At 73.0% G+C, this 22,519-nt stretch carries 18 protein-coding genes and 1 tRNA gene; 4 read left to right on the forward strand and 15 right to left on the reverse strand.

What is annotated here, in order from left to right; translation table 11 throughout:
• Positions 1–38: 38 nt before the first annotated feature.
• A complete protein-coding gene (locus EDF64_RS00065; protein WP_166645534.1) occupies positions 39–1,571 on the reverse strand; it encodes a CYTH domain-containing protein in 1,533 nt (510 codons plus the stop codon).
• Positions 1,568–1,789: a hypothetical protein gene (locus EDF64_RS18030; RefSeq protein WP_166645535.1), complete on the reverse strand. Its 222-nt coding sequence runs from the start codon at positions 1,787–1,789 to the stop codon at positions 1,568–1,570. The genes EDF64_RS00065 and EDF64_RS18030 overlap by 4 nt, the downstream gene beginning before the upstream one ends.
• Positions 1,790–1,832: 43 nt before the next feature.
• Here EDF64_RS18030 and EDF64_RS00070 point away from each other — a divergent pair, with 43 nt between their 5' ends.
• Positions 1,833–2,105 carry a mycoredoxin gene (locus EDF64_RS00070; RefSeq protein WP_133518099.1) on the forward strand — a complete coding sequence of 91 codons (273 nt, stop codon included), beginning with the start codon at positions 1,833–1,835 and terminating at the stop codon, positions 2,103–2,105.
• Between the two features lie 190 nt (positions 2,106–2,295).
• Here the strand turns inward: EDF64_RS00070 and EDF64_RS00075 are convergent, their stop codons facing one another.
• Positions 2,296–4,425, reverse strand: a complete 2,130-nt coding sequence (locus tag EDF64_RS00075) for a DEAD/DEAH box helicase (RefSeq protein ID WP_166645536.1) — start codon at positions 4,423–4,425, stop codon at positions 2,296–2,298.
• A 462-nt stretch (positions 4,426–4,887) separates the two neighbouring features.
• On the reverse strand, positions 4,888–6,132 hold the full coding sequence (locus EDF64_RS00080; protein ID WP_133518100.1) for a phosphotransferase enzyme family protein: 1,245 nt from the start codon (positions 6,130–6,132) through the stop codon (positions 4,888–4,890).
• An 80-nt stretch (positions 6,133–6,212) separates the two neighbouring features.
• On the opposite strand from EDF64_RS00080, the gene EDF64_RS00085 reads away from it, so the two are divergent.
• Positions 6,213–7,397, forward strand: a complete 1,185-nt coding sequence (locus EDF64_RS00085; RefSeq protein ID WP_166645537.1) for an FUSC family protein — start codon at positions 6,213–6,215, stop codon at positions 7,395–7,397.
• A 565-nt stretch (positions 7,398–7,962) separates the two neighbouring features.
• Here the strand turns inward: EDF64_RS00085 and EDF64_RS00090 are convergent.
• On the reverse strand, positions 7,963–8,271 hold the full coding sequence (locus EDF64_RS00090) for a hypothetical protein (protein WP_133518102.1): 309 nt from the start codon (positions 8,269–8,271) through the stop codon (positions 7,963–7,965).
• Positions 8,272–8,499: 228 nt separating this feature from the next.
• Between EDF64_RS00090 and EDF64_RS00095 the strand changes: the two genes are divergently transcribed.
• Positions 8,500–9,177: a response regulator transcription factor gene (locus tag EDF64_RS00095; protein ID WP_070416542.1), complete on the forward strand. Its 678-nt coding sequence runs from the start codon at positions 8,500–8,502 to the stop codon at positions 9,175–9,177.
• Positions 9,174–10,703 (forward strand): sensor histidine kinase, encoded by a 1,530-nt coding sequence (locus EDF64_RS00100; protein ID WP_243736178.1) that lies wholly within the window; start codon positions 9,174–9,176, stop codon positions 10,701–10,703. Before EDF64_RS00095 ends, EDF64_RS00100 begins: the two co-directional genes overlap by 4 nt.
• Before the next feature lie 7 nt (positions 10,704–10,710).
• Here EDF64_RS00100 and EDF64_RS00105 read toward each other — a convergent pair whose 3' ends face one another.
• The 10 genes from EDF64_RS00105 to EDF64_RS00150 form a co-directional block, all read right to left on the reverse strand.
• Positions 10,711–14,133 (reverse strand): error-prone DNA polymerase, encoded by a 3,423-nt coding sequence (locus EDF64_RS00105; protein ID WP_133518103.1) that lies wholly within the window; start codon positions 14,131–14,133, stop codon positions 10,711–10,713.
• Positions 14,134–14,158: 25 nt separating this feature from the next.
• A complete protein-coding gene (locus tag EDF64_RS00110) occupies positions 14,159–15,859 on the reverse strand; it encodes a DNA polymerase Y family protein (RefSeq protein ID WP_243736179.1) in 1,701 nt (566 codons plus the stop codon).
• Positions 15,856–16,677, reverse strand: coding sequence for a hypothetical protein (locus EDF64_RS00115; protein WP_208108790.1), 822 nt, complete (start codon positions 16,675–16,677; stop codon positions 15,856–15,858). The genes EDF64_RS00110 and EDF64_RS00115 overlap by 4 nt, the downstream gene beginning before the upstream one ends.
• An 85-nt stretch (positions 16,678–16,762) precedes the next feature.
• Complete coding sequence (locus EDF64_RS00120) at positions 16,763–18,313, reverse strand: anthranilate synthase component I family protein (RefSeq protein WP_166645538.1); 1,551 nt, start codon at positions 18,311–18,313, stop codon at positions 16,763–16,765.
• Positions 18,292–19,215: an aldose 1-epimerase family protein gene (locus EDF64_RS00125; RefSeq protein ID WP_166645539.1), complete on the reverse strand. Its 924-nt coding sequence runs from the start codon at positions 19,213–19,215 to the stop codon at positions 18,292–18,294. The genes EDF64_RS00120 and EDF64_RS00125 overlap by 22 nt, the downstream gene beginning before the upstream one ends.
• Positions 19,216–19,337: 122 nt before the next feature.
• Positions 19,338–19,413 (reverse strand) — tRNA-Ala (locus EDF64_RS00130).
• Between the two features lie 123 nt (positions 19,414–19,536).
• Positions 19,537–19,911 carry a ribosome silencing factor gene (gene rsfS / locus EDF64_RS00135; protein WP_133518105.1) on the reverse strand — a complete coding sequence of 125 codons (375 nt, stop codon included), beginning with the start codon at positions 19,909–19,911 and terminating at the stop codon, positions 19,537–19,539.
• Positions 19,912–20,040: 129 nt separating this feature from the next.
• Positions 20,041–21,342, reverse strand: a complete 1,302-nt coding sequence (locus tag EDF64_RS00140) for a hypothetical protein (RefSeq protein WP_166645540.1) — start codon at positions 21,340–21,342, stop codon at positions 20,041–20,043.
• Positions 21,343–21,698: 356 nt separating this feature from the next.
• A complete protein-coding gene (gene nadD / locus EDF64_RS00145; RefSeq protein ID WP_133518107.1) occupies positions 21,699–22,298 on the reverse strand; it encodes a nicotinate-nucleotide adenylyltransferase in 600 nt (199 codons plus the stop codon).
• A gap of 11 nt (positions 22,299–22,309) precedes the next feature.
• Positions 22,310–22,510: a hypothetical protein gene (locus EDF64_RS00150; RefSeq protein WP_071293764.1), complete on the reverse strand. Its 201-nt coding sequence runs from the start codon at positions 22,508–22,510 to the stop codon at positions 22,310–22,312.
• Between the last annotated feature and the right edge of the window lie 9 nt (positions 22,511–22,519).

A 22,519-nucleotide genomic window follows, 5' to 3' on the forward strand; every position in this document is an offset into this window, starting at 1 on the left:
GGCTCCGGTCCGGGGGTCAGGGGTCCGGGGTCCGGCGATCACACGCGGTTGAGCGCCTGCACCGCCTCGTCGTAGGAGTCCTCTGCCAAGCGGACCCGGTCCCCGGCGAGCACGCCGTACCCGAAGGTGCCCTCTCCCCCGCGTTCCGCGATCCCGGAGTGCACCCGGAGCACGTCGAGCGCGTGCAGTGACCGCACCCGCTCGGTGAGTACGTCGGCCGCGTCGCCGATGCGCGTCCACAGCGCGTGCGGGAACGCATCGTCCCGCAGCACGTCCATCGCCATCCGGGCACGGGTCGCCGCACGCCACGCGAGCTCGGTCGCCTCGCGCGCAGCGGTCTCCCGCTCGAGCACCGCGGTGGTCTCGTCGTCTTCGCCCACGGCGTCGCGGACGAGCTCCCGCACGCGCGGCTTCTCGATCGCGGACACGTCCTGCGCGACCTTCTTCGGGGAGCGCAGCGCCCACGCGGTCGGCTCGGGCCGCTCCACGGCGTCGTCGAGGACGTCGAGGAGCTCGAGGAACGGTTCGCTGTGCAAGAACGCGACGACGTCCCGCACGGCCACGGCGCGGCGCTCCCGGGTCGCGGCGAGGATGCGCTCCCGCGTCATGGCGTCGACCAGGGCGTCCTGCGCGGGAGTCGACGCACGCGGCAGGCGCTCGACGAGGTACTCGGCCAGGGCGGCACGGGCGGTCACCGCCGCCAGCCCCTCGGCGGCCTCGACCGCACGGTCGACGGACTCGGTCGGCGGGAACGCCGGCCGGTACGAACCGGTCACCGCTGCGATGCCGAGCGCGATCTCGGCCGTCTCACGAAGGTCCGCCTGCCCGCCGGACCGGAGCAGTGCCTCCTGGTCGAGGAGGCCCGTCCGCAGCTTCCGCAGCCGCTTCGTCAGGGCGCGCGCCGCGGTGCCCTTCTCGGGCTTGTCCGCGGACCGGAGGCGGGCTGCGGGCGCGCCGTCGAGGCCGCGGGCGAGCTTCGACGAGACAGCCGCCGGGCCGGCGCCGACCGCGGCGAAGCGGCCGTCGAGGGCCGCGAAGAGCTCGTGTGCCACCTGCGGGTCGACACCACCGACGGTCTCGACCTCGACCTCGCGCCAGGTGCGCGGTGTCTCCGGGGCGTCGTCGTCGAGGCGCTGCGCGGTGACCTGGTCGTCGGCGAGCTCGGCGATCTGGTCGCCGTCCTCGTCGAGGAGCCGGGTGACGGTGCGGGTGGTCGTGATGCGGACGACCGGACGGAGCCCCCGGCCACGGCGCTCGGTGAAGAGCGCGGCGAGGACCTCGTCCGGCACGGCGTCGGCGTCGTCGGTGAGCGGGAAGTGCTGCTCGTGCCGGACCGTGTCCGACTCCGACCGCTTGATGTGCCAGCCGGCGTCGGGGCCACCCGTGCGGCGACGGACGGTCACCCGCGCGGCCACCAGGTCGTAGCGTTCGGTGTCCCAGTAGGTCGCGTCGAGTGCGAACGGCTCTTGGTGGTCGGTGCGGAGGATGCCGCCGACACCGATCAGGTCCGGGAGGTCACCGCCCTCGGGCAGGTCGTAGGTGCGCTCGATCTCGAGGTGCGTGTCGCTCACGCGCTCTTGTCTACCAGGGCTTCCGTGTGCTGCTCGACCAGGGCGGGTGCATCTGTGGAGAATCGGCTCGCGACGACGGCGCTGACGATGGCGGCGAGGAACGGCACGACTCCCACGGCCACCGACACGGAGGACTTCACCGAGTACGCCATCGGGGCGTCCCGGACCGCGTTGTTCAGCGGGAAGACCAGGACGAACGCGACGAGCGGGAAGAGCACGAGCGACCAGGTCCAGCGCGGTCCGACGGGTTAGCCTGAGCCCATGAGCGAGACGATCACCCGCGACGCGTTCGTGCCGGAAGCCGGCGGCGTCACCATGTTCACGACCACCTGGTGCGGGTACTGCGCACGCCTGAAGAGCCAGATGACGAAGGCCGGCGTGCCCTACACCGAGGTCGACATCGAGCAGACGCCGGGGACGGCCGAGCTCGTCGCCGAGGTCAACGGCGGCAACCAGACCGTGCCGACGCTGGTGTTCCCCGACGGCAGCACCGCCACGAACCCGTCGCTCGCCGAGGTCCAGTCGCGCATCTGACGCCGACGCGGCGCCCCGCGCCCCGCGCCCCGCGCCCCGCAGCAGCGCACAACGAAAACCCGCTCGAACCGCGCAATCGCGTGGTTCGAGCGGGTTTTTGTTGTGCGAAAGCCAACCGCGCCGGGCCGCGGGCCGCGCCGCGCCGGGCCGGGCGCCGGGCCGCGCCGGGCGCCGCGCCAGCCCAAGCAGCTCAGCCGCGCTCGAGCGCCTCCGTCAGCAGCGCCGCCATGGCGTCGAGCTGGATGTCGCCCGAGTCGACGAGCTCCTCGTCCGAGCCGTCGAGCGCGCGGGCGGCCAGGGACGCCTTCGAGTCGATGAGCTCGGCGATCTTCGTGTCGATCGTCTGCGCGGCGATGATGCGCCACGCCGTGACGGGCTCTTCCTGCCCGATGCGGTGCACGCGGTCGATGGCCTGGGTCTGCTCGGCCGACGTCCACGACAGCTCGGCGAGCACGACGTTCGACGACACCTGCAGGTTGAGGCCGACGCCCGCCGCGGTCAGCGAGCAGACGATGACGGCGACGTCCGGGTCGTTCACGAACGAGTCGATCTCGGCGGTGCGCTGGGTCGGCGTCTGGTCGCCGCGGACCGTGGCGGTGCGGAGCCCCCGGCGTGCGAAGACCTCCTCCGCCTGGTCCATGACGTCGAGGTGCTTCGCGAAGAACACGACCTTGCCGACGTTCGAGGCGAGCTGCGCCGCGTAGTCCGCCGCGAGCTGGGCCTTGGCGCGGCCGATGCGCCGGACCATCGAGAACACGTTCTCGCCGGTCGACGAGGCGTCCTGGTCCTCGAGCTCCCAGCGGGCGACCTGCCGGACGAGCTTGTGGTCGATGCCGACGACCGGGTCCTGCCCGGTTCGGGCGTCGAGCGCCTGGTGGTACCGCTTGACGAGCTTCGCGGTGAGCTCGCGCTCGGCGTCGCGGATCGAGCGACCCTCGTCGCCGTCGAGCTCGACGGGGATGTCGGCGATCCGGCGGGCCGGGATGTCCGCCGCGACGTCGACCTTGCGGCGTCGGACGATGCCCTGGTCGATGACGGCCTTCCGCGCCTCGACGAAGAAGCCGGGGTCGGCCGGCGTGAGGCCGATCTCCTCGAGCTCGTTCATGAGCTTCGCGCGCGGCTTCTTGTCGTCGATCCAGCCGAGGTACTCCCAGATGGTACGGAAGTCCTCGACGGAGTTGATGAGCGGGGTACCGGTGAGGGCCATCAGGAGCGGGGCCGCCGTGCGCTGCCGGATCTTCTCGGCGAGCTGCAGCACGAACTTCGACCGCTGCGAGTCCTTGTTCTTGATGAAGTGCGCCTCGTCGACGACCATGCCCTTGAACCCGAAGGCCCCGAGCCAGCCGACGTGCCGGTCGAGGATCTCGTAGTTCACGATGATGATGTCGGCGAACCCGTCGAGGTCGTCGCCGTCCCCGTGGATGACGGTGGCGCGGTGGTTCGGCACCCAGCGCTCGGCCTCGCGCGCCCAGTTCGTCTTGACGACGTTCGGCACGACGACGAGCAGCGGGAACGCGTTGGCGGCGTCGGCGGCGAGGAGGGACTGCGCGGTCTTGCCGAGGCCCGGCTCGTCGGCGAGCAGGAACGTGCGGTGTCCCTGCGCGGCGGACGCGATGAGCTCCGCCTGGTGCTTCATGAGCGTGGTGCCGGACCGGGAGTGCAGCGTCGTGGGCTCCGGCAGCGGCATCGTCGCCGCTCCCCCGCCCGCGCCGTACTCGAACGACTTGAACAGCGGACCGAACAGCTCCCAGTTCGCCAGGCGCCGCGGGTGCGCGACGGGCTGGTCGGCGAGCGCGAAGTCCGGCGGCAGGAACGGGTTGGCGAGCTGGCGCTGCACGACGGCCTGCGGCACGACGGAGCGCACCGGGGTCTCGACCGACGGCGACGGCTCGGCGGCGATGACGAGTTCCTCCGGCTGCAGTTCCATGCCGCCGGCGATCATCATGTCGCGCTTGACGGTGCGGGTCGCCTCGCTCACCGACGCCTCTTCGGTGAGGAGCTGGATCACGCTGGTGTCCCGTGCCGCGGTCTTCGCGAGGATCGTGGCGACGCCGTCGAGCCGCTTGAGCTGCTCGGCGCGCTGCGAGTCGGTCAGCTCGGTGTCGGCCTTCACCCGCGCGCGTTCCTCGCGCATGAGCAGGGCGACCGCCTGGAACTTCGAGCGGTTCGACGCCTTGAGCGGGCCACGCTGCGCGGCCGCCTCGACCTCGCGCACGGCGCGGGCGAGGACGGGGATGACGCCGTCGTTGTCGAGCGGCCGGGTACGGCGGGATGCGGTCCGCGTGCCGCCGGCTGCTCGCCGGGTGCCTGATCGAGCCAACGCTCCTCCTGTTCCGCCCGTTCGTGACGGGCGAGCCGCCCTCGGGGCGGAAGTCCTGAACCGGTGCCTGACACGGCTCCGGCGCTCGCAGGCCACCGTGGCCTGCTGCTTCGCCGGTCCCCGTGTCGGGACGTCCGGTGGAGTCCCGCGGGCCGTTCCCGTAGCGGCCACCGGGTGGTGCCGCATGCGACGGTCCGCGCCGGGATCCGGCGCCGTCACACGCACGTGACGCCCCCTCGGGACGACCACGGATCCGGTCCCCCACGTCGGTCAAGTGACCGACTGCTGCGTCCGGAATCGACGCGGCACGCGGGGATCCGGTGCGTGCGCGCTCAGTTTACTCCCCGACCACCGACAGAGGCGAGTCGACGTCGCCCGCGCGAGTCGCGCCTCCAGGCAGACGGCCCTGGAGGCACGGTGCGCGCCCGACCCGCACCGCACGTCCCATGGGGCGGGGCCGGTTCAGACCTGTGGTGCGGACCGCGGGCGGACCAGCCCGTCGGACGGCAGGACGGGGGCCGCGTCCGCCAGGGCGGCCTGCGTCGCGGCGAGGAGCTGCTCGGCGGTCTGGATGCCGTTCGCGGAGCCGGTGGTCGCCTGACCGCCCGCGTGGGCGAGGAGCTGCGCGCCGATGGCGGGGCCGATGCGGTCGGTCTGGTCGGGGTTCCGTGCGACCCAGTCACGGGCGACGGCGTCGGCGAGTCGTTCCGCCGCGGCGCCGCGCTCGGCGTCCCCACGCGACCGGTGCCAGAGCCCGGTGACGACGAGGTGCGCCACCACGGCGCCGATGTCGCGGACCGGGAACCCCCAGCCCGCCGTGTCGATGTCGAGCAGCCCGGAGATGCGCCACGGCTCGTCCTCGTCGACGAAGACCTGCTCGAGGTGCAGGTCGCCGTGCACGACCTGCTTCGTCGCCGACGACCAACCGATCGAGCGGCGGCCGATGGCGTCGTACAGGGCGTCGATCTCCTCGGCGTCCTGCGGCAGCGCTGCCACCAGGGTTCGGCGGTGCCAGTCCGCGTGGTCCATCGCGTCGGCGCGCGCCTGCTGCGTCATCGGGACCGTCGCGATCCGGCCGGTGAGTGCGGCGAGCGACGCCACGAACCGCGGGTCGTCGGCGATGTCGAGGATCCGGCTGCCCGCGGGCACGCCACGGATGCGCTCGAGGACGAGGAGCCCGTCCCCACGGCTCGACAGCACCCGCGGGACCGGCAGCCCCGCGGACACGAACTGCTCGTGGGACTTCTCGATCGGCGCGACCCGGTGCGGTCGGACGACCTTGAGGAACACCGTGCCCTCGGGTGCGTCGACCCGGACCACCGCGCGCTTGCCCGGACGGTAGGCCGCGACGGTCAGCGTCGGGTTCGTCACCGGCATCCCGAGCGTCGTCAGGAGCTCGGCGACCGCGTCACGGTAGGTCACCTGCGGCAGCACCGGCAGGCCGGGGTCGTTCGGGTACGCCCACACCGACACCGGGTCGCCCGTCGCCGGATCGGTGACGATGGCGCTGTTCTGGTCGTGGGTCCCACCGGTGTCGACGTAGGTCAGGACCGTGGCGCGCTGCCCGTTCCGGTCCACGGTGTCCACCTCGTACCCGTACAGGTACCCGTTGCCCGAGGGCTCCACGGAGTGGGCGCGTGCGGCCACCACGGAGGTCCCGGAGCCGGCGAAGGCCTGCGGGATGACGCGTTCGTGGTTGGGCCACACGAGACCAGTCAACCGGACGGGGGACGTTTCGTCGCGTTCGTGCACGGCTCGGCGTCCGGACCGTGGCTACCGTGGTCGTCGTGAACCCGGTCGCGCGACTCCGCAGCTCCAGCCGCACGCCGTTCCTGCAGGTCGTGAAGACCGCGGTCGCGGTGGTCGCCGCCGTGCTGCTCTGCCGGGTGCTCATCGACGGCCCGTTCCCGACCTTCGCCGCCATCGCCGCGCTGCTCGTCGTCCAGCCGAGCATCAACCAGTCGTTCGTGAAGGGGCTCGAGCGGAGCGCCGGGGTCGTGCTCGGGGTCGTCCTCGCCACCGGCTTCCACCTGCTGCTCGGCGACTCGGTGTGGGTCGTGCTGCTCGTCATCGTGCTCGCGATCCTCATCGCGTGGGCGCTCCGGCTCACCCCGACCTCGGCAACGCAAGTGGGCATCAGCGGCATGCTCGTGCTCACCGCGGGCGTCGTGACGCCGAACTACTCGGCCGACCGGATCCTCGAGACCGTCCTCGGCGCGATCGTCGCCCTCATCGTCAACGCCGTCGTCGTCCCGCCGGTGCTGCTCGGCCCGGCGCACCTCGCCGTCGCCCGGCTCGCTCGGGACACCGCGGTCGCGTTCGAGCGGATCGCGATCGGCCTCACCGAGGGGTGGGACCGGGACCGCTGGCACGAGGCCCTCCTGCAGGCACGTGCGCTCCGGCAGCAGCACGCCCGCGCCGAGGCCTCGCTCACCGCGGCCCGGGAGTCCCTCACCATGAACCCGCGCGGCGGGCGGCACCGGACGATCCTCGACGAGGACCTCGCGGCCGCCGAGCACCTGCGCGTGCTCGTCACCCGCGTGACCGGCATGACCCGGGCGATCCACGACAACACCGCGCCGGACCTCCGTTCCGACCCGGTCGTCGGGAGCATCGCCACCGAGGTCGCCCGCATCGGGGCCGACGTCCGGGCACTCGGGGCGCGGGTGGCGGCGTCCGAGGTGGGGGCGTCGGGGTCGTCCGTGTCGTCCGGGTCGTCCGGGTCGTCCGTGTTCGGGTCGTCCGTGTTCGGGAGGTTCGGGGCCGGGAGGTTCGGAGCCAGGAGGTTCGGGGCCGAGGCCGGAGCCGGTGCCGGGTCGGCGGTCGCCGGTGCGGACCCGATGCCGTCGGAGCCCGCGCTGACCGCACCGCTCGAGGTCATCCGGCCGAACTCGCGGCACTGGGTGCTCATCGGGGCCCTGCTCGAGGACATCCGGCGCGTCCGCGAGGAGCTGCTCGGCGAGGACGACTGACGCGTCCGCTCGCGCTGCGGCGCGGCCGTCCTCACGTGCGTGCGTCTGCGCGAGCGGGCGAAATGCCAGGGTGCGCGCGAGGACGACCCAGCGGTCCCGCCCGCTCGCGCCCGCGACGCGACACGGGACGGACTGGAGGAACGGGTCGACCCCGCCACGCGCCTCCAGACATGCGTCTGCGCGAGCGGGCGAAAGCCCGCGGTGCGCGAGAAAGCGACCCCGCGGTTCCGCCCGCTCGCGGCGGGGCGCGACACCGGACGGACTGGAGGAACGGGTCGACCCCGCCACGCGCCTCCAGGCACGCGTCAGCGCGAGCGGGCGGAAACCCGCGGTGCGCGGGACGGCGACCCAGCGGTTCCGCCCGCTCGCGGCGGACGCGACACGGGCCGGACTGGAGGAACGGGTCGACCCCGCCACGCGCCTCCAGGCACGCGTCTGCGCGAGCGGGCGAAAGCCCACGGTGCGCGGGACGGCGACCCAGCGTATGCGCCCGCTCGCCGCGGGGCGGACGGATGCGCCCGCTCGCGGCGGACGCGCGACGCACGCCCCGATCGGTCAGACCGCGTCAGCGCGAGGCGGACGCCGCTTCCGCCGCGGTGTGCACGATGTCGTCCCAGATGGTGGCGGTCGGCACAGCGTCGTCGCTCGCGACCACCTCCGCCTCGGCGAACCGGCTGATCTCCGCGACGGCCGCGTCGGCACCGGCCGCGCGCGCTGCACGACTGGCGACGTCGGGAACCGCAGCACGCAGTTCGGCGACGACGCGGTCGCGACTGACGTCCTCCATGTCGCCGAGGACTCCGATGCCCTTCCAAGCGGCATCGAGTTCGGCGCGGAGTCGGACGAGGGCCGGGTGTTCCGGCGTTTCGTTCATGGTGCCCCCAGTGCGGACGCTGCGTCGGGTACGCCCCGTCCGGTGCGCGAGCCTAGCAACGAAGCAAGAAGTCCTCACGTCCCACGAACGAGGGACAGACCGTTCTGCCCGGTCGACTCCGTCGCTCCTGCCCGTCGACCCCGTCGCTGAGACGAGATTCAGTGAGTTCGGTGCCGGAACACCCCTGCTTCCCCGGTTCGATGCCACGATGGGTCCGAGGAGGTCGCTATGCGCCTGTTGGTGGTCGAAGACGATGACGAGATGCGCGCGCTCATGGAGCGTGGGCTCGCCGCTGAGGGGTACCGCGTCACCGCGGTCGAGAACGGGGTCGAGGCGCTCATCGCGCTCGGCGACCAGGCGTTCGACCTCGCCGTCGTGGACGTGATGATGCCCGGCATGTCCGGCTTCGAGCTCGCCCGGCGCATCCGTGAGCGCGAGGACCCGGTGCGGATCCTCCTCGTGACGGCACGCGACGCCGTCGACGACCGGGTCTTCGGACTCGACGCCGGCGCCGACGACTACCTCACCAAGCCCTTCGCCTTCGCCGAGCTCACCGCCCGCCTCCGAGCGCTCGGGCGTCGCGAGTCCGCCGGTGCACCGCGCACGATCGAGGTGGGCGACGTGGCGATCGACTCCGAAGCCCGTCGCATCCTCATCAAGGGCCAGCGCGTCGCCGTGAGCCCCACCGAGTTCGCCCTGCTCCGCCTGCTGGCCCGTTCCGTCGGCACCGTCGTCGATCGTCCGAAGATCCTCGAGGAAGTGTGGGACGGCTCGCAGCACGTCGACCCGAACGTCGTCGAGCAGTACATCTCGTACCTCCGGAAGAAGCTGACCTCGCACGAGGCCACCGTCGCGATCTCGACCGTTCGCGGCCGCGGCTACCGGCTCGACCTCCTCGGGGCGTGACCAGACCGGGCACGACCGAACCCGGGCCCACGTCCGGATCGGACACCCCGAGGCGCGGGCTGCTCCGTCCGCTCCGGATGCTCTCCCTCCGGTCGCGCATCACCATCGGCTCGACCGCCATCGCCGCGGTCGTCATCGTGCTGCTCGTGCTCGTCATGCGGTTCCAGGTGGTGAGCGTCGTCGCCAGTGCGACCCGCACCCTGCTCGACGCCGACGCCGACCCGTACGTCGCCACCCTCGAGGTCGACAGCGTCCCGAAGCTGTCCGCCCCCGGCAACGCCCAGCTGGTCGCGGTCGTGTCCCCCACGGGCGACATCGCCCTGTCGACCATGCCACCCAAGGTCGAGCGAGCACTCGGCAGCCTCAGGTCGACGCCGGCGGGCACCTCGCTCATCCGGGTCTCCGGGTCGGAGTACCGCGTCGTCGTCGAGCACCCGGTCAACCAGGCCGGCCGCTGGACCGTCGTCGCGGCGCGCAACTCGCAGGCCGAGGCCATCGTCGTCGACGACCTCACGTCGACCCTGTCGCTCACCGGCCTGGCGATCCTGGTCGCGTTCGGCATCGCGTCGTGGGCCCTCGCGACCGCGGCACTCCGCCCCGTGAACCGGATGCGGCGCGAGGCGGAACGGCTCTCCGTCGCTCCCGAACGCGCGGAGCTGCCGGTCGGGCCCGCCCAGGACGAACTGGCGTCCCTCGCCACCACCCTGAACGCCTTCCTCGCCCGCACCCGCCAGGCCACCGAGCGTGAACGCCAGATGGTCTCGGACGCCAGCCACGAACTCCGTACGCCCCTGGCGATCCTCACCACCCAGCTCGACCTCGCCTCGCTCGACGGCGACGACGCCGCAGCCCTCGCCGCCCACATCGAGCGGGCGAAGCTCAGCGTCGCGCGCCTGTCGCGGCTGGCGAACGACCTGCTCGCGCTCTCGCGCATCGAGGAGTCCGAACGGCGCGACCAGGACGGCCAGGAGCAACCCCTCACCGCGTGGTCGGACCTCGGCGACGAGGTGATGTCCGCCGTGGACCGGGTCCGGCTCATCGCATCGGCGAAGGACATCACCGTCGACTTCGACCTCGAGCCACCGGTGACCGTCGGCGGCTCCGGCCCGGGCATCGGCGGCGGCAGCACGGAACCGCGGTACCGGCTCGACACCGGCGGGATGGCGCAGCTGGTCACGAACGTCGCCGGCAACGCCGTGGCCGCGCTCCCCCGCGGCGGTGGCGTCTTCGTGTCGTGGCGGAGCACCCCCACCGGCGAGGGCGTCCTGCAGATCACCGACGACGGCCCCGGTGTCCCCGAATCGTTCATCCCGGTCGCGTTCGACCGGTTCACCCGGCCCGACGAGGCCCGGAAGTCCCGCCCGAACCCCGACCCGGCCACCGGCGGGATCCCACTGCCCGGCGGCTCCGGCCTCGGGCTGGCGATCGTGCGCGCGGTCGCGGAACGTGCTGGAGGCACGGCGTCCCTCCGCAACGTCCGTTCCGGCGGGCTCGAGGTCACCGTCCGCATCCCCGAGGCGTCGTAGCGCGCGATCACTGGAAGTCCCGCGAGCGCGTCCGCACCGACAGCGACAGGTGCTCGATCCGGTCCGCCACCAGGTTCACGACGCCGTCCGGTGAGCGTTCGAGGATGCCGCGCACGATGATCGCCGGCGCCTCGCGCGCGACCCGTCGGTAGCGCCCCCACACCCCGACGCTGCAGATCACGTTCACGAGCCCGGTCTCGTCCTCGACGTTCATGAACGTGATGCCCGACGCCGTCGCCGGACGCTGCCGGTGCGTCACGATCCCGCCGACCTCGACCCGCCGCCCGGACTCGGCGGTGGCGGTGTCCTGCACGCTGAGCACCCCGCGGGCGACGAGTCCGTCGCGGACGTGCCGGACCGGGTGGTCGTCGGTCGTCATCCCCGTCGACCACATGTCCGCGATGAGGACGTCCCCGCTGGTCATCTGCCCGAACAGCGGCGGCTGCACGGTGACCTGGGTGTCCGGCAGCTGGTCGGGACGCTCCGCGGCGGCCTGGGCGGCGGACCACATGCCACCGCGGCGGTCCACGCCGAGGGCGGCGAACGCGTCGGCGGCGGCGAGCGCTTCGAGCTGCGCCGTGGTGAGGCCGACCCGGCGGGCCAGGTCGGACATGTCCGTGAACGGGCCGTGGGCGTCGCGTTCGGCGACGATCTTCTCGGCGCTCTTCCGTCCGAGCGACGCCACCTCGGCGAGGCCGAGCCGGACCGCGAACGCGCCGTCGCGACGGTGCCGGGCGGTGTCGTCGGGCACGGCCTTGTCGAACGGCAGCACCGGGGCTTGCTCGGTGTCCAGGCAGGTGTCGTCCCCCGTCGTCGCGCGCTCCCCCTCGGGCAGCGGCTCCAGCGTGGCGTCGACGCCCGAGCGCAGGATGTCCGGTCGCAGCACCTGCACCCCGTGCCGCCGGGCGTCCGCCACGAGCGTCTGCGGTGAGTAGAACCCCATCGGCTGCGCCCGGAGCAACGCCGCCAGGAACGCCCCCGGGTAGTGCAACCGCATCCACGCGCTCGCGTAGACGATGAGGGCGAAGCTGATCGAGTGGCTCTCCGCGAAGCCGAAGTTCGCGAACGCCTGGATCTTCGCGTAGATGGCGTCGGCGTCCTCGCCGTGGATGTCGTTCGCCGCCATCCCCGCGTAGAGCTTCTCGCGGAGCCGGTCGATCTTCTCGTGCCCGCGCTTCGACCCCATCGCCCGCCGGAGCAGGTCGGCGTCGTCCCCCGAGCACCCGCCGACCGCGATCGCCATCTGCATGAGCTGTTCCTGGAACAACGGCACGCCGAGGGTCCGCTCGAGCACCGGTTCGAGCGAGGGGTGGATGTAGGTGATGGGTTCCTCGCCGGTGCGGCGTCGGATGTACGGGTGCACCGCGCCGCCCTGGATCGGCCCCGGGCGCACCAGGGCGACCTCGATCACGAGGTCGTAGAACCGTCGCGGCAGCAGCCGGGGCAGCGTGCCCATCTGCGCCCGGGACTCCACCTGGAAGACGCCGATGGTGTCCGCGCGGCACAGCTGGTCGTAGACGCCCTGTTCCTCCTTCGGGATCGAGTGCATGTCCCAGCGCTCCCCGCAGTGCTCGTCGGCGAGGTCGAAGGAGTACTGCAGCGCGGCGAGCATGCCGAGCCCGAGCATGTCGAACTTCACGAGCCCCATGTAGGCGCAGTCGTCCTTGTCCCACTGCAGCACCGTCCGGCCGTCCATCCGGGCGTGCTCGATCGGCACGACCTCGCCGACGGGCCGGTCGGTGAGCACCATGCCGCCGGAGTGGATGCCGAGGTGCCGTGGGAACCCGAGGACCTGCTGCGCCATGTCGACCACGGCGTCGGGGATGTCGTGGTCCTGGCTCTCGGTCACCGACCCCCACCGCTCGACCTGCTTCGACCAGGCGTCCTGCTGGCCGGGGCTGTGCCCGAGCGCCTTCGCCATGTCCCGCACGGCACCCTTCGGCCGGTAGGTGATGACGTTCGCGACCTGGGCGGCGTTGAACCGGCCGTACTTCTCGTAGACGTACTGGATGACCTCTTCACGTCGGTCGGAGTCGAAGTCGACGTCGATGTCGGGCTCCTCGTCGCGCATCGCCGACAGGAACCGTTCGAACGGCAGCCCGTACCGGATGGAGTCCACCGCGGTGATCTCGAGCAGGTAGCAGACCGCCGAGTTCGCCGCCGACCCGCGGCCCTGGCAGAGGATCCCCCGGTCGCGGGCGTACTGCACCATGTCCCGCACGATGAGGAAGTAGCCGGGGAAGTCCTTGTCCTCGATCACCGAGAGCTCGCGCTCGATGCGCTCCCGCTTCTGCGGGTCCACACCGTCGGCGCTGCCCGGGTAGAACCGGCGGGCACCACGCCAGGTGAGCTCCCGCAACCAGGACATCGTGGTGTGACCGTCGGGGACGTCGATGTCCGGCAGCCCGGGCTTGACGGTCTTCAGCCGGAAGCCCAGCTCGTCGGCCAGGGTCACGCTGTGCTCGACGGCCCCGGGCCAGCGCGCGAACCGCCGGGCCATCTCGACGCCGGACCGGAGGTGCGCGGTGGGCGCGGCCGGCAACCACCCGTCGATCTCGTCGAGGCTCCGCCGGGCCCGGACCGCCGCGAGGGCCGTCGCCACCGGGAACCGGTCCGGGGTGGCGTAGTGCACGTTGCCGGTGGCCACGGTCGGCAGCGCGTGCTTCGCGGCGAGGGCGGCGAGGGCGTCGTTCCGGGTGGTGTCCATCGGGTCGCCCTGGTCCATGAGCTCGACCACGACACCGGCGGTGCCGAACCGGTCGAGCAGGGCACGGAGGGCGTCCTCGGCCGCCGACTCGCCACCGCGCTCGAGGGCCTGCCGGACGGCGCCCTTCCGGCATCCGGTGAGGACCCGCCAGTGCCCGTCCGACCGCGCCGCGAGGTCGTCGAGGTCGTACCGCGGCCGCCCCTTCTCGGCGCCGGCGGCCAGGTGCGCGCTGGTGACGGCGCCGGCGAGCCGGTGGTAGCCCTCCTGCCCGTCGGCGAGCAGTAGCAGGTGCGTGCCCTCCGGGTCGGGGACGCCGTTCTGCGGCTCGGTGAGCCCGAGGGACAGCTCGGTGCCGTACACGGTCGCCACGGTCGGGTACGCCTCGGCGACCTCGGCCATCCGCGCGGCGCCGTAGAACCCGTCGTGGTCGGTGAGCGCGAGGCCGTGCAGGTGCAGTCGTGCGGCTTCCTCGAAGAGGTGCTCCGGCCCGCTCGCGCCGTCGAGGAAGCTGAAGGTCGAGTGCGCGTGCAGCTCGGCGTACGGCACCACCGGGACGTTGCCGTCGTCGGGGACGGGCGGGGTCGCGGGAGCGTAGGGCTCGCGCTTGCGGGACCATGCGGGGCTGTCGCCGCCGTCGCCGTCGTGCGTGCTGCCCGGGCTCCGCTTGTCGGACAGGGCACGCTCGAACTGCGACCACGGGATCGGTGGGTTGCTGTAGCCCATCAGCGGTGTCCTCCGGTCCGGCCGTTCACGTCGCCACCGCTTCGGCCCACCAACGGTGGTCGGCGAGCACCAGGTACCACGCACGCCCCTCGGCATCGACGAGCTGCAGCCGGTGGAGCCGTCGGCCACCGGCTTCCCACCAGCGCACGACGAGCGGCCACGGCCCGGCCCACGCCGTCACGGACCCGAACCGGCCGCCGCGTTCCCCCTCGGCGCGGAAGCGTTCGGGCACGCCGGTGAGCGCACCGCGGTCGTCGACGTCGAGGGTGCCGCCGTCGGCGGTGACGACGTCCACCGGGCGCGGACGGTCGAGCACGGTCGCCGGGGGCGGTCCGGGCAGCTTGCCGGGCCACGGGCGGTCGCGGACGGTCGCCAGGGCACGTTCGCCGCCGACCGGGGCGTCACCCCACGGCACGAGCACGACCCGTTCGGCCAGGGTGCGTCCGCCGCCGATCCGCGGCGTGACGACCCCGTCGTGCCCGACGAGACCCTGCACGCGGGCGAGCGCGTGGTGCACCCGCTCGTCGGGTCCGGTCCCCCAGAGCCCGCGTTCGTGGTTCGCCATGTCGTCCACCGCGACGGGTTCGAGCACCACCGAGACGACGGGTGCCTCGAGTCCGGTCGGATCGACCCCGCCGGCGAGCTGCCAGCGCACCCGGTCGACCACGTCGGCGGCGTCGAACCACCGCGGGTGCACCCACGTGCGCTCGAGCAGGATGTCCCGCTCGTCGACGATGCCCACCCGGATCGTGGTGGCGACGAGCCCCGCCGTCCGGAGCCGTTCGGCGAAGTCGTCGGCGGAGCGCCGGAACGCGAACGCGATCTGGTCGGCACGGTCGAGCGGCGGTTCGAACGCTGCCTCGACCCGGAGTTCGGGTGGGACGCTCCGCGCAGCGACCTCGCGCGGGTCGCGGCCGCCGGCGAGCCGGTGCAGGAACGCCCCGGCGGGCCCGAACCGGTCGCGCACCTGTTCGTCGCCGAGCGCGGCGAACTCCCCCAGGGTCGCGATGCCGAGCCGACCGAGCAGCATCGCGAGGTCGGCGTCCCCGAGCACCCCGAGCGGCAACCCGGACAGGAACGGTGCCGATCCGCCGACGGGCACGATCCGGACGCGTTCCCCCGGACGCACCGGTCGGGCACGTGCGGCCTGCTCGGCGGCGAACGGGGTGTCGGCGACCCCGGCCCGCACCCCCGGGGCGCCGTGGTCGGCGGCGATGCCCGCCAGGGTGGCCGCCGCGGCGCGTTCCCCGCCGTAGTAGCGGGCCGGACCGCGGGAACGCAGCGCGATGGTGCCGGGGCGGAGGACCTCGACGCCGGGGACCGCTGCCTCGACCGCACGGATGACGGGTTCGAACGCCCGGTGGTCGAGCGCGTCGTCGTAGGGCTGCACGACGAGTTCGGGGCAGCGCGCCTGGGCCTCGCGCACACGGATGCCCCGCACGACGCCGTACTGTCGCGCACTGGCGGAGCTGGCGTACACCTGCCCCTTCGCGACGAGGGCGAACGGGTTCTCGGGGGGCGCTCCGGCAGCACGGGCGGCGGCGATCACCGGCCAGTCCGGGCACCACAGCACGATCGTCCGGGTCGGCGGGGGTTCGGGCAGCGCACCCCCGCGAGCGAGCGCGTCGGCACGGATCGACCGCGCATCGGGTGCCCCGGACCCGACGAGTGCTCCGGTGACCCGCGACCCGGCGGTCCGCGTCCGCCCACCACCGCGGGGGCTCACGACGCCACCGCCACGGGACGCAGCACCGACGTCGAGCCGCCACCGGCAGCCACACCCGCCGGCACGGCGGCACGCACGGTGCCGTCCGCTGCGGGCAGCAGCAGGTCGGCGTCCACCGGACGCCCGGCCCCGGCCCGGCCGCTCGCCGACACCGTGACCCGCCGCTCCGTCAGGAAGCCGTGGCCGTCCCCGATGCCGCTCCACTCCGACCGCGTCACCCGCAGTGTCACGTCGGCCCCGGGCCAGGAGCCGAGCGCGACGAGCGCCCCACCACGCTGGCGCAGCCGTGCCGACAGCCGGGAGACGTCCCCGGGCACCACCCGGCCGAGCGGACGGGTGAGGACGATCTGCGCCACGTCCGCCAGCGCCGCGGTCACCGTGAGCCACTGGTCGCCCGGGTCGGGGACGAGCACGAGCCGTTCGAGGTCGATGCCGGCAGCTGCGGCCGCTTCGACGCCGAAGGACGGCACCCCCACGACGGCGCACCAGGCCCCGGCCACGGAGGCGGCCTGCAGCATGGTGATCGCCAGGAGCACCGATTCCTGCACCGCGTAGGAGCCGCCCACACGGATGGCCCCGCCCGGCAGCAGCGGCGCGAGCGCCTCGGCGGTGGGGAGTCCCTCGGTGTCGACGCGCGTGGACTCCATCTCGGCCACCCGCGACCGCAGCGACGTGATGCGCTCGAGCGCCACCCGGGCATCGCCCAGGTGGTCCACGCGGCGCACCGGCCGGGCAGCCCCGGAGCGTCCGGTCGACTCCGGTGGAGCCCCGGACGACTGGAGTGCCGTCGCCGTTTGCATGCCCTCATATTCGAACATGTGTTCGATGATGTCAACGAGGACCGACATCCTGTGGACAACGGAGTCGAACACGCGTTCGACACGCCGGTACCGGGAAAACGCGCTACCAGCGCGCGACGACCCCCACCCCGCCGAGCACCGACCGGGTCTTCGTCTCGACCTCGTCCGCCTCGTCCGCCGCCACCGACGACCACGTCACCGCACCGCCGGCACCGAACGACCGTGAGCGGACGGCTCCGGCGTCCTCGTCGACCACCGTCACCAGTGTGCGGATGGCCACCGACAGATCGACCGCCCCGCTCGCCGAGAAGTACCCGATCACGCCCGAGTACACGCCCCGGGGCGCGCCTTCGAGCCGGTCCGCGATCGCCATCGCACTGCGCTTCGGCGCCCCCGTCATCGAGCCGGGCGGGAACGCCGCGCGCACGACGGCCGCCCGCGACACACCCGCCGGCAGCACCGCACCGATGGTCGAGACCATCTGGTGCACGCTCGCGTACGTCTCGACGTCGCAGAGCCGGTCGACGTGCACCGACCCCGGCACCGCCGTCCGGAGCAGGTCGTTCCGCAGCAGGTCGACGATCATCACGTTCTCGGCGCGGTCCTTCACGCTCGCCACGAGCTCGTCCCGCACCGCCCGGTCCGCCGCCGCGTCCGGCAGTCGCCGCCGGGTCCCCTTGATCGGCTCCGCGGTCACCGCACCGGTGGCCTCGATCCGCAGGAACCGCTCCGGCGACCGGCTCGCGACCCGCAGCGGCCCCAGCCGCAGGTACGCGCCGAACGGGACGGGGTCCGCCCCGCGCAGGCGCAGGTACTCGACCAGGTGCGGGTCCGTGGCGGAGCCGACCCGCGCCTCCAGGCCCGCTGACGGAGCCAGCCCGAAGGCGGTGGTGAGGCAGACCTGGAACGCGTTGCCCTCGCGGATCTCCGCGCGGCACGCCTCGACGGCCGTCTCGTAGGCGGCACGCGTGACGCGTCCGGTCGCCGCCGTGTCGGCCTGGAGGCGCGGCTCGCCCTCCGCGACGTCGGCCCCCGTCGACGACGTGGTCACCGTCTCGGTCCACGCCCGGTTCGCGGCGCTGGCCGCCGGTTCCGCATCGGCGACCAGCGCCAACGCCCAGGCGGCGCCGTCGTCCGCGACCACCACGGCGCGGTCCGTGAAGCACAGGTCGGCATCCGCGTGCCCGACTGCTGTCCGGTCGGCGACAGCACCGGACTCACGACCGAGTTCGTAGCCGAGGAACCCGACCCAACCGAGTGCGAACCCGCACCCCGCGATCGGTTCCGGCAGCTCCGGGGTGGACCCGAGCAGGTCGGTGAGGACGTCGAAGGCCGGCCGGTCCTCGGACCGGGTCGGCCCGAACCACCGTCCGGACGCCGGGGTCGTCGCGACCCGGGCACGCCGGTCCTGGTGCCGGAGCCGTGCCGCGAACGGGCCGTCGGTCCACGCCAGGACGGACCAGCGCGCCCGCGCGCGTGCCGTCGGGGGCGACCCGTCCGGCAGGGTGGAGTCGAGCCACACGACGTCGGCGCCGGTGCGGGCCGCGAGCGACCCGAGGTCGGGCGTCGACGGCAGTCGCCGGGCCACGATGCGGGGCGACGGCCGGGCCGACGACCCGGCACGGGCTGGGGTCAGACCGCTGCGATCGTCCACGAGGCCGCGTGGGAGGCGCCCGGCTCGAGCACGACGAGTCCGGCCTCGGCGCCGGCGTTGAAGGCGTCCGGCGCGCAGGTCATCGGCTCGACCGCGAGGCCGGCGCGGTGGTACTCCGGGATGACGTGGTCCGCGGTGTGCACCTGCGCCCACGGGCACTCGGGCCCGAAGGACATCCGGACGCCGCGCCCGTCCGCCGCGGTGAGCACGATCGTGGCGACGCCCTCGGCGTCGCGGTCGAAGCCGGTGTACGCGTGGTCGATGAACCGGTCACCGATGCGCGTCGCGGTCCGCAGGTCGAACTCGTCGTGCACGGGCGCGAGTCCGGTCGGGATCAGCCGGTCCTCGGTGACCTCGAGCACCTCCGCGGCCGGGAGCGTGAGGGTCCAGTCGTCGACTCGTCCCTCGCCGCCCACCAAGTACGGGTGCGGGCCGGTCCCCCACGGTGCGGCGTCGTCACCGGTGTTCGTGCCGGTGATCGTGGTGTGCAGCCCCTCGGCGTCGACACGGTACTCCACGAGCACCTCGACGCGGAACGGGTAGCCGAACTGCGCGGGCACCGTCGTCGCGAGGACCGCTCGGTCCGGCTCGTGCACGGCGATGCGGAAGTCGGTCCACGCGACCAGACCGTGCAGGGCGTGCTGGCGCTTCGGTTCGGTCAGCGCGAGCTCGTGCTCGACCCCGCCGAACGAGTACGTCCCGTCGACGACGCGGTTCGGCCACGGTGCGAGGACGGCCCCGCGGAAGGCCGGTCGGACCTCGTCGGCGTCGAACGGCACCACCAGGTCGCGTCCCTCGTGCCGGAGAGCCCGCAGCGTCGCCCCCACCGAGGCGATCTCGGCCGTGTAGCCGGCCGAGGTGATCGTCAGGGCGGAACCGGACAGGGGTGCGTCGCTGCTCATGCGCTCAGCGTAGCGGGACGGCCGCGGGCGCGGGCGCCGGGGACGGGTGCCGGAGACGGGTGCCGGAACGGGCACCCGGGAACGACGAAACCCCCGCGGTTCCGAGGAACCACGGGGGTTGTTGGTGGATCTGAGGGGACTCGAACCCCTGACCCCCTGCATGCCATGCAGGTGCGCTACCAGCTGCGCCACAGACCCATTTGAATTGCTGTCCCATTTGACTGCTGTTCGTACCGACCGGTTCCCCGGAGGCACCATAGAAGCGTACACCATGCGATCGCCGGGTGACGAAATCGTCGCCGCCACCCGGGCGAGTCGCGACTAGGCGGTGTGGTCCACCGGGAGCTCGAGCGGGATGGTCGGGCAGTCCGACCAGAGGCGCTCGAGCGAGTAGTACTGACGGTCTTCTTCGTGGAAGACGTGCACGACGATGTCGCCGAAGTCGATGAGGACCCAGCGGCCCTCGCTCCGGCCTTCACGGCGGAGCGGCTTGGCCCCGGCGTCGAGGAGGCGCTCTTCGATCTCGTCCGCGATGGCGAGCACGTTGCGCTCGTTCCGGCCGGTCGCGAGCAGGAACACGTCGGTGAGCTGCAGCGGCCCGGTCACGTCGAGGGCGACGAGGTCTTCGGCCTGCTTGGCGTCAGCCGCCTGAGCGGCGATCTGCACGAGTTCCACTGCACGTGAGGAGGCGGTCACGGATTCCTTCCGGTCGTCGAACCGGCAGGGTGCCGGATCGCTTGATGGGTCCCGATCATAAGCCACCCCACCGACGGCGGCCAGGCCGCGGGCGACGGGCGTCCGATGTGCGGGGGTCGATGGCGGGGTCTAGCCGCCGAACGTGTGGGTGGTGACGAGGGCCACGATGATGACCGCTGCTGCGGCGACCCCGACGGCCCCGACCGTGACGCCGAGGATGAGCGGCGTGCGCGACTCCTTCGGCTTGGCGGCCGCGAGGACCACCTGACGGGTCGAGGTGTGGCTCGACACCGCTCGGCTGGCACGGACTGGGCTGGCGTCCGTGTCGGGCTGCTCGTCGTGCTGCTCGAGCAGCCGATCGACCTCGGCGCCGTCGATCGGCCGGTGCGACCCGGTCGAGGACAGCGAGGCCGGCAGGTCGATCGAGCCGGTGAGGATGACCTCGCCGGTGGCGTTCAGTGCGCCGGTCGGGTCCGCGAGGGCCGAGTTCGGCAGGATGATCGCGTTCGTGTTCGTCACGGCAACGCGACGGGTCCCCGTCTCGGCGTCGTGGACCTCGGCGTCGTGGGAGTCGTGCGCCTGCTGCGACCAGTGGCCGACGGGTGCCTCGAAGGCCGTCGTGACGGGCTTCGGTTCGGTCGGGCGCTGGAACGAGGAGGGGACGCGAGGTGCCGAGGTCGGCGCGCTCGCTGGTCGGGACGCCGAGGTCGGGGCACCAGCCGGAGTCGTGCCCGGCGTGGCCACGACGGGGACCTCGTTCGTGTCGTCCTCGTCGAGGGAGAGCGGGAACACGGCCGGGGTCGACGAGGCGATGCTCGAGGCCGACGTCGGCAGGGGCGTGCCCGAGCTGCTCTGCGGCTCCGGGCCGTCCGCAGCAGAGTCGGTCGCCTCGGAGTCGGTCGCAGCGGAGTCGGTCGCCTCGGTGACCGTCGTGTCGGTCACCGGCTTCTCGGTCGCGGGGGTCCCGGTCACAGCGGATCCGGTCGCAGCGGCGTCGGTCGGAGCGACTTCGTCCACGTCGGCGTCCGGCGGGGCCCAGGTGGAGCGGTGACGGCGGGGTTCCTCGGCGTGGGCGGCAGCGGCTTCCAGGGGCTCGATGGCGTCGGGCGAACCGTCGGCCTCGGTCGCCTGGGCGACGGCGGCCTGGTCGAGCACGACGGTCTCGGCGGAGAGTTCCTTCGCAGCATCGGCATCGGCGCGAGCGTCCGACCTGGCGTCAGCGTCGACAGGGAGTGCGTCGACGGAGAGTGCGTCGACCGAGCCCAGGACATCCTGCACGGTGCGGTCGGAGGACTGCGGCGTGGGGTTCTGCAGCGGGACCGGCTGGATCGCCTGCCCCTCGGCCGCGCGCATCTGACGGATCTGCCGGCGGGTGAGACCACCGCTGCCGGGCACGATCTCGGTGGCGGACGCCGGCGGTGCCGACGGCACGCCGGACTGCGCGGACGCAGCAGGAGCCGGAGCCGCGGCGGAAGCCGGCACCGACGCGGGCGCAGGGGCCGACACGGGCGAGGCGGCTGAACCGGGCGAGGCGGCTGACGCAGGCGAAGTGGCCGACACAGGCGAAGTGGCTGACTCGGGCGCGGCGGCCGACGACGACTTGGCGGACTGCGCGGGGGCCCCCGGAGCGGGCGCGACGTGGGACCCCGGACGACGGCGGGCTTCCGCGGGGTCTGACGGTGCCGCGACGGTCGGTGGCGGCGTCACGGGCTGCCCACCGGCCGCGGCGGCACGCTCCCGCTCGCGCGCCTGACGCCGCGACAGGGGCGGCTGCGCGTCGGACGAACTCATGCAACGCTCCGATACAGATGGTGCTTGGAGATGTACTGGACGACGCCGTCGGGGACCAAGTACCACACGGGGAAACCGCGTCTCACCCGGTCGCGGCAATCGGTCGACGATATCGCCAGCGCGGGAACTTCGAGCAAGCTTACGTCTCGTTCGGGCAAACCGGTGATGCTCAAGGTGTGTCCCGGACGCGTCACGGCGACGAAGTGCGCGAGGTCCCAGAGGCCATCATGGTCTTTCCAGTCGACAATCTGCTGGACGGCGTCTGCGCCCGAGATGAAGACGAGCTGCGCATCCGGCCGTTGGGCGTGCAGGTCGCGGAGCGTGTCGACCGTGTACGTCGGGCCCGGACGGTCGATGTCGACCCGGCTGACGGTGAACATCGGGTTCGACGCGGTGGCCACGACCGTCATCAGGTACCGGTGCTCGGCGTCGGTGACGCCCGACTTCATGTACGGCTGACCGGTGGGGACGAACACGACCTCGTCGAGTTCGAACGCCCGAGCGACCTCGGACGCGGCCACCAGGTGGCCGTTGTGGATCGGGTCGAACGTGCCACCCATCACACCGATGCGTGGCCGCCCCGTGCTCTCGAGCATGGAGTGGCGGGTCAGATCTTGGTGTGACCGAACTCGTCGACACCCGTCTCGTGGTGGCGAGTGGCCTCGAACTTCTGCGAGTGACGGTAGGCGACGTCGCGGAAGCTCCAGGTGACGAAACCGAGGAACGCGAAGAACAGCGCACCGCAGAGCGGGAAGACGTACGCGGGGACCCCGGAGGCGTGCTCAGCGGCTTCAGCGAGGAAGGTCATGTGTCCGAT

It is taken from the genome of Curtobacterium flaccumfaciens (assembly GCF_004361695.1).
Lineage (GTDB): Bacteria > Actinomycetota > Actinomycetes > Actinomycetales > Microbacteriaceae > Curtobacterium > Curtobacterium flaccumfaciens_B.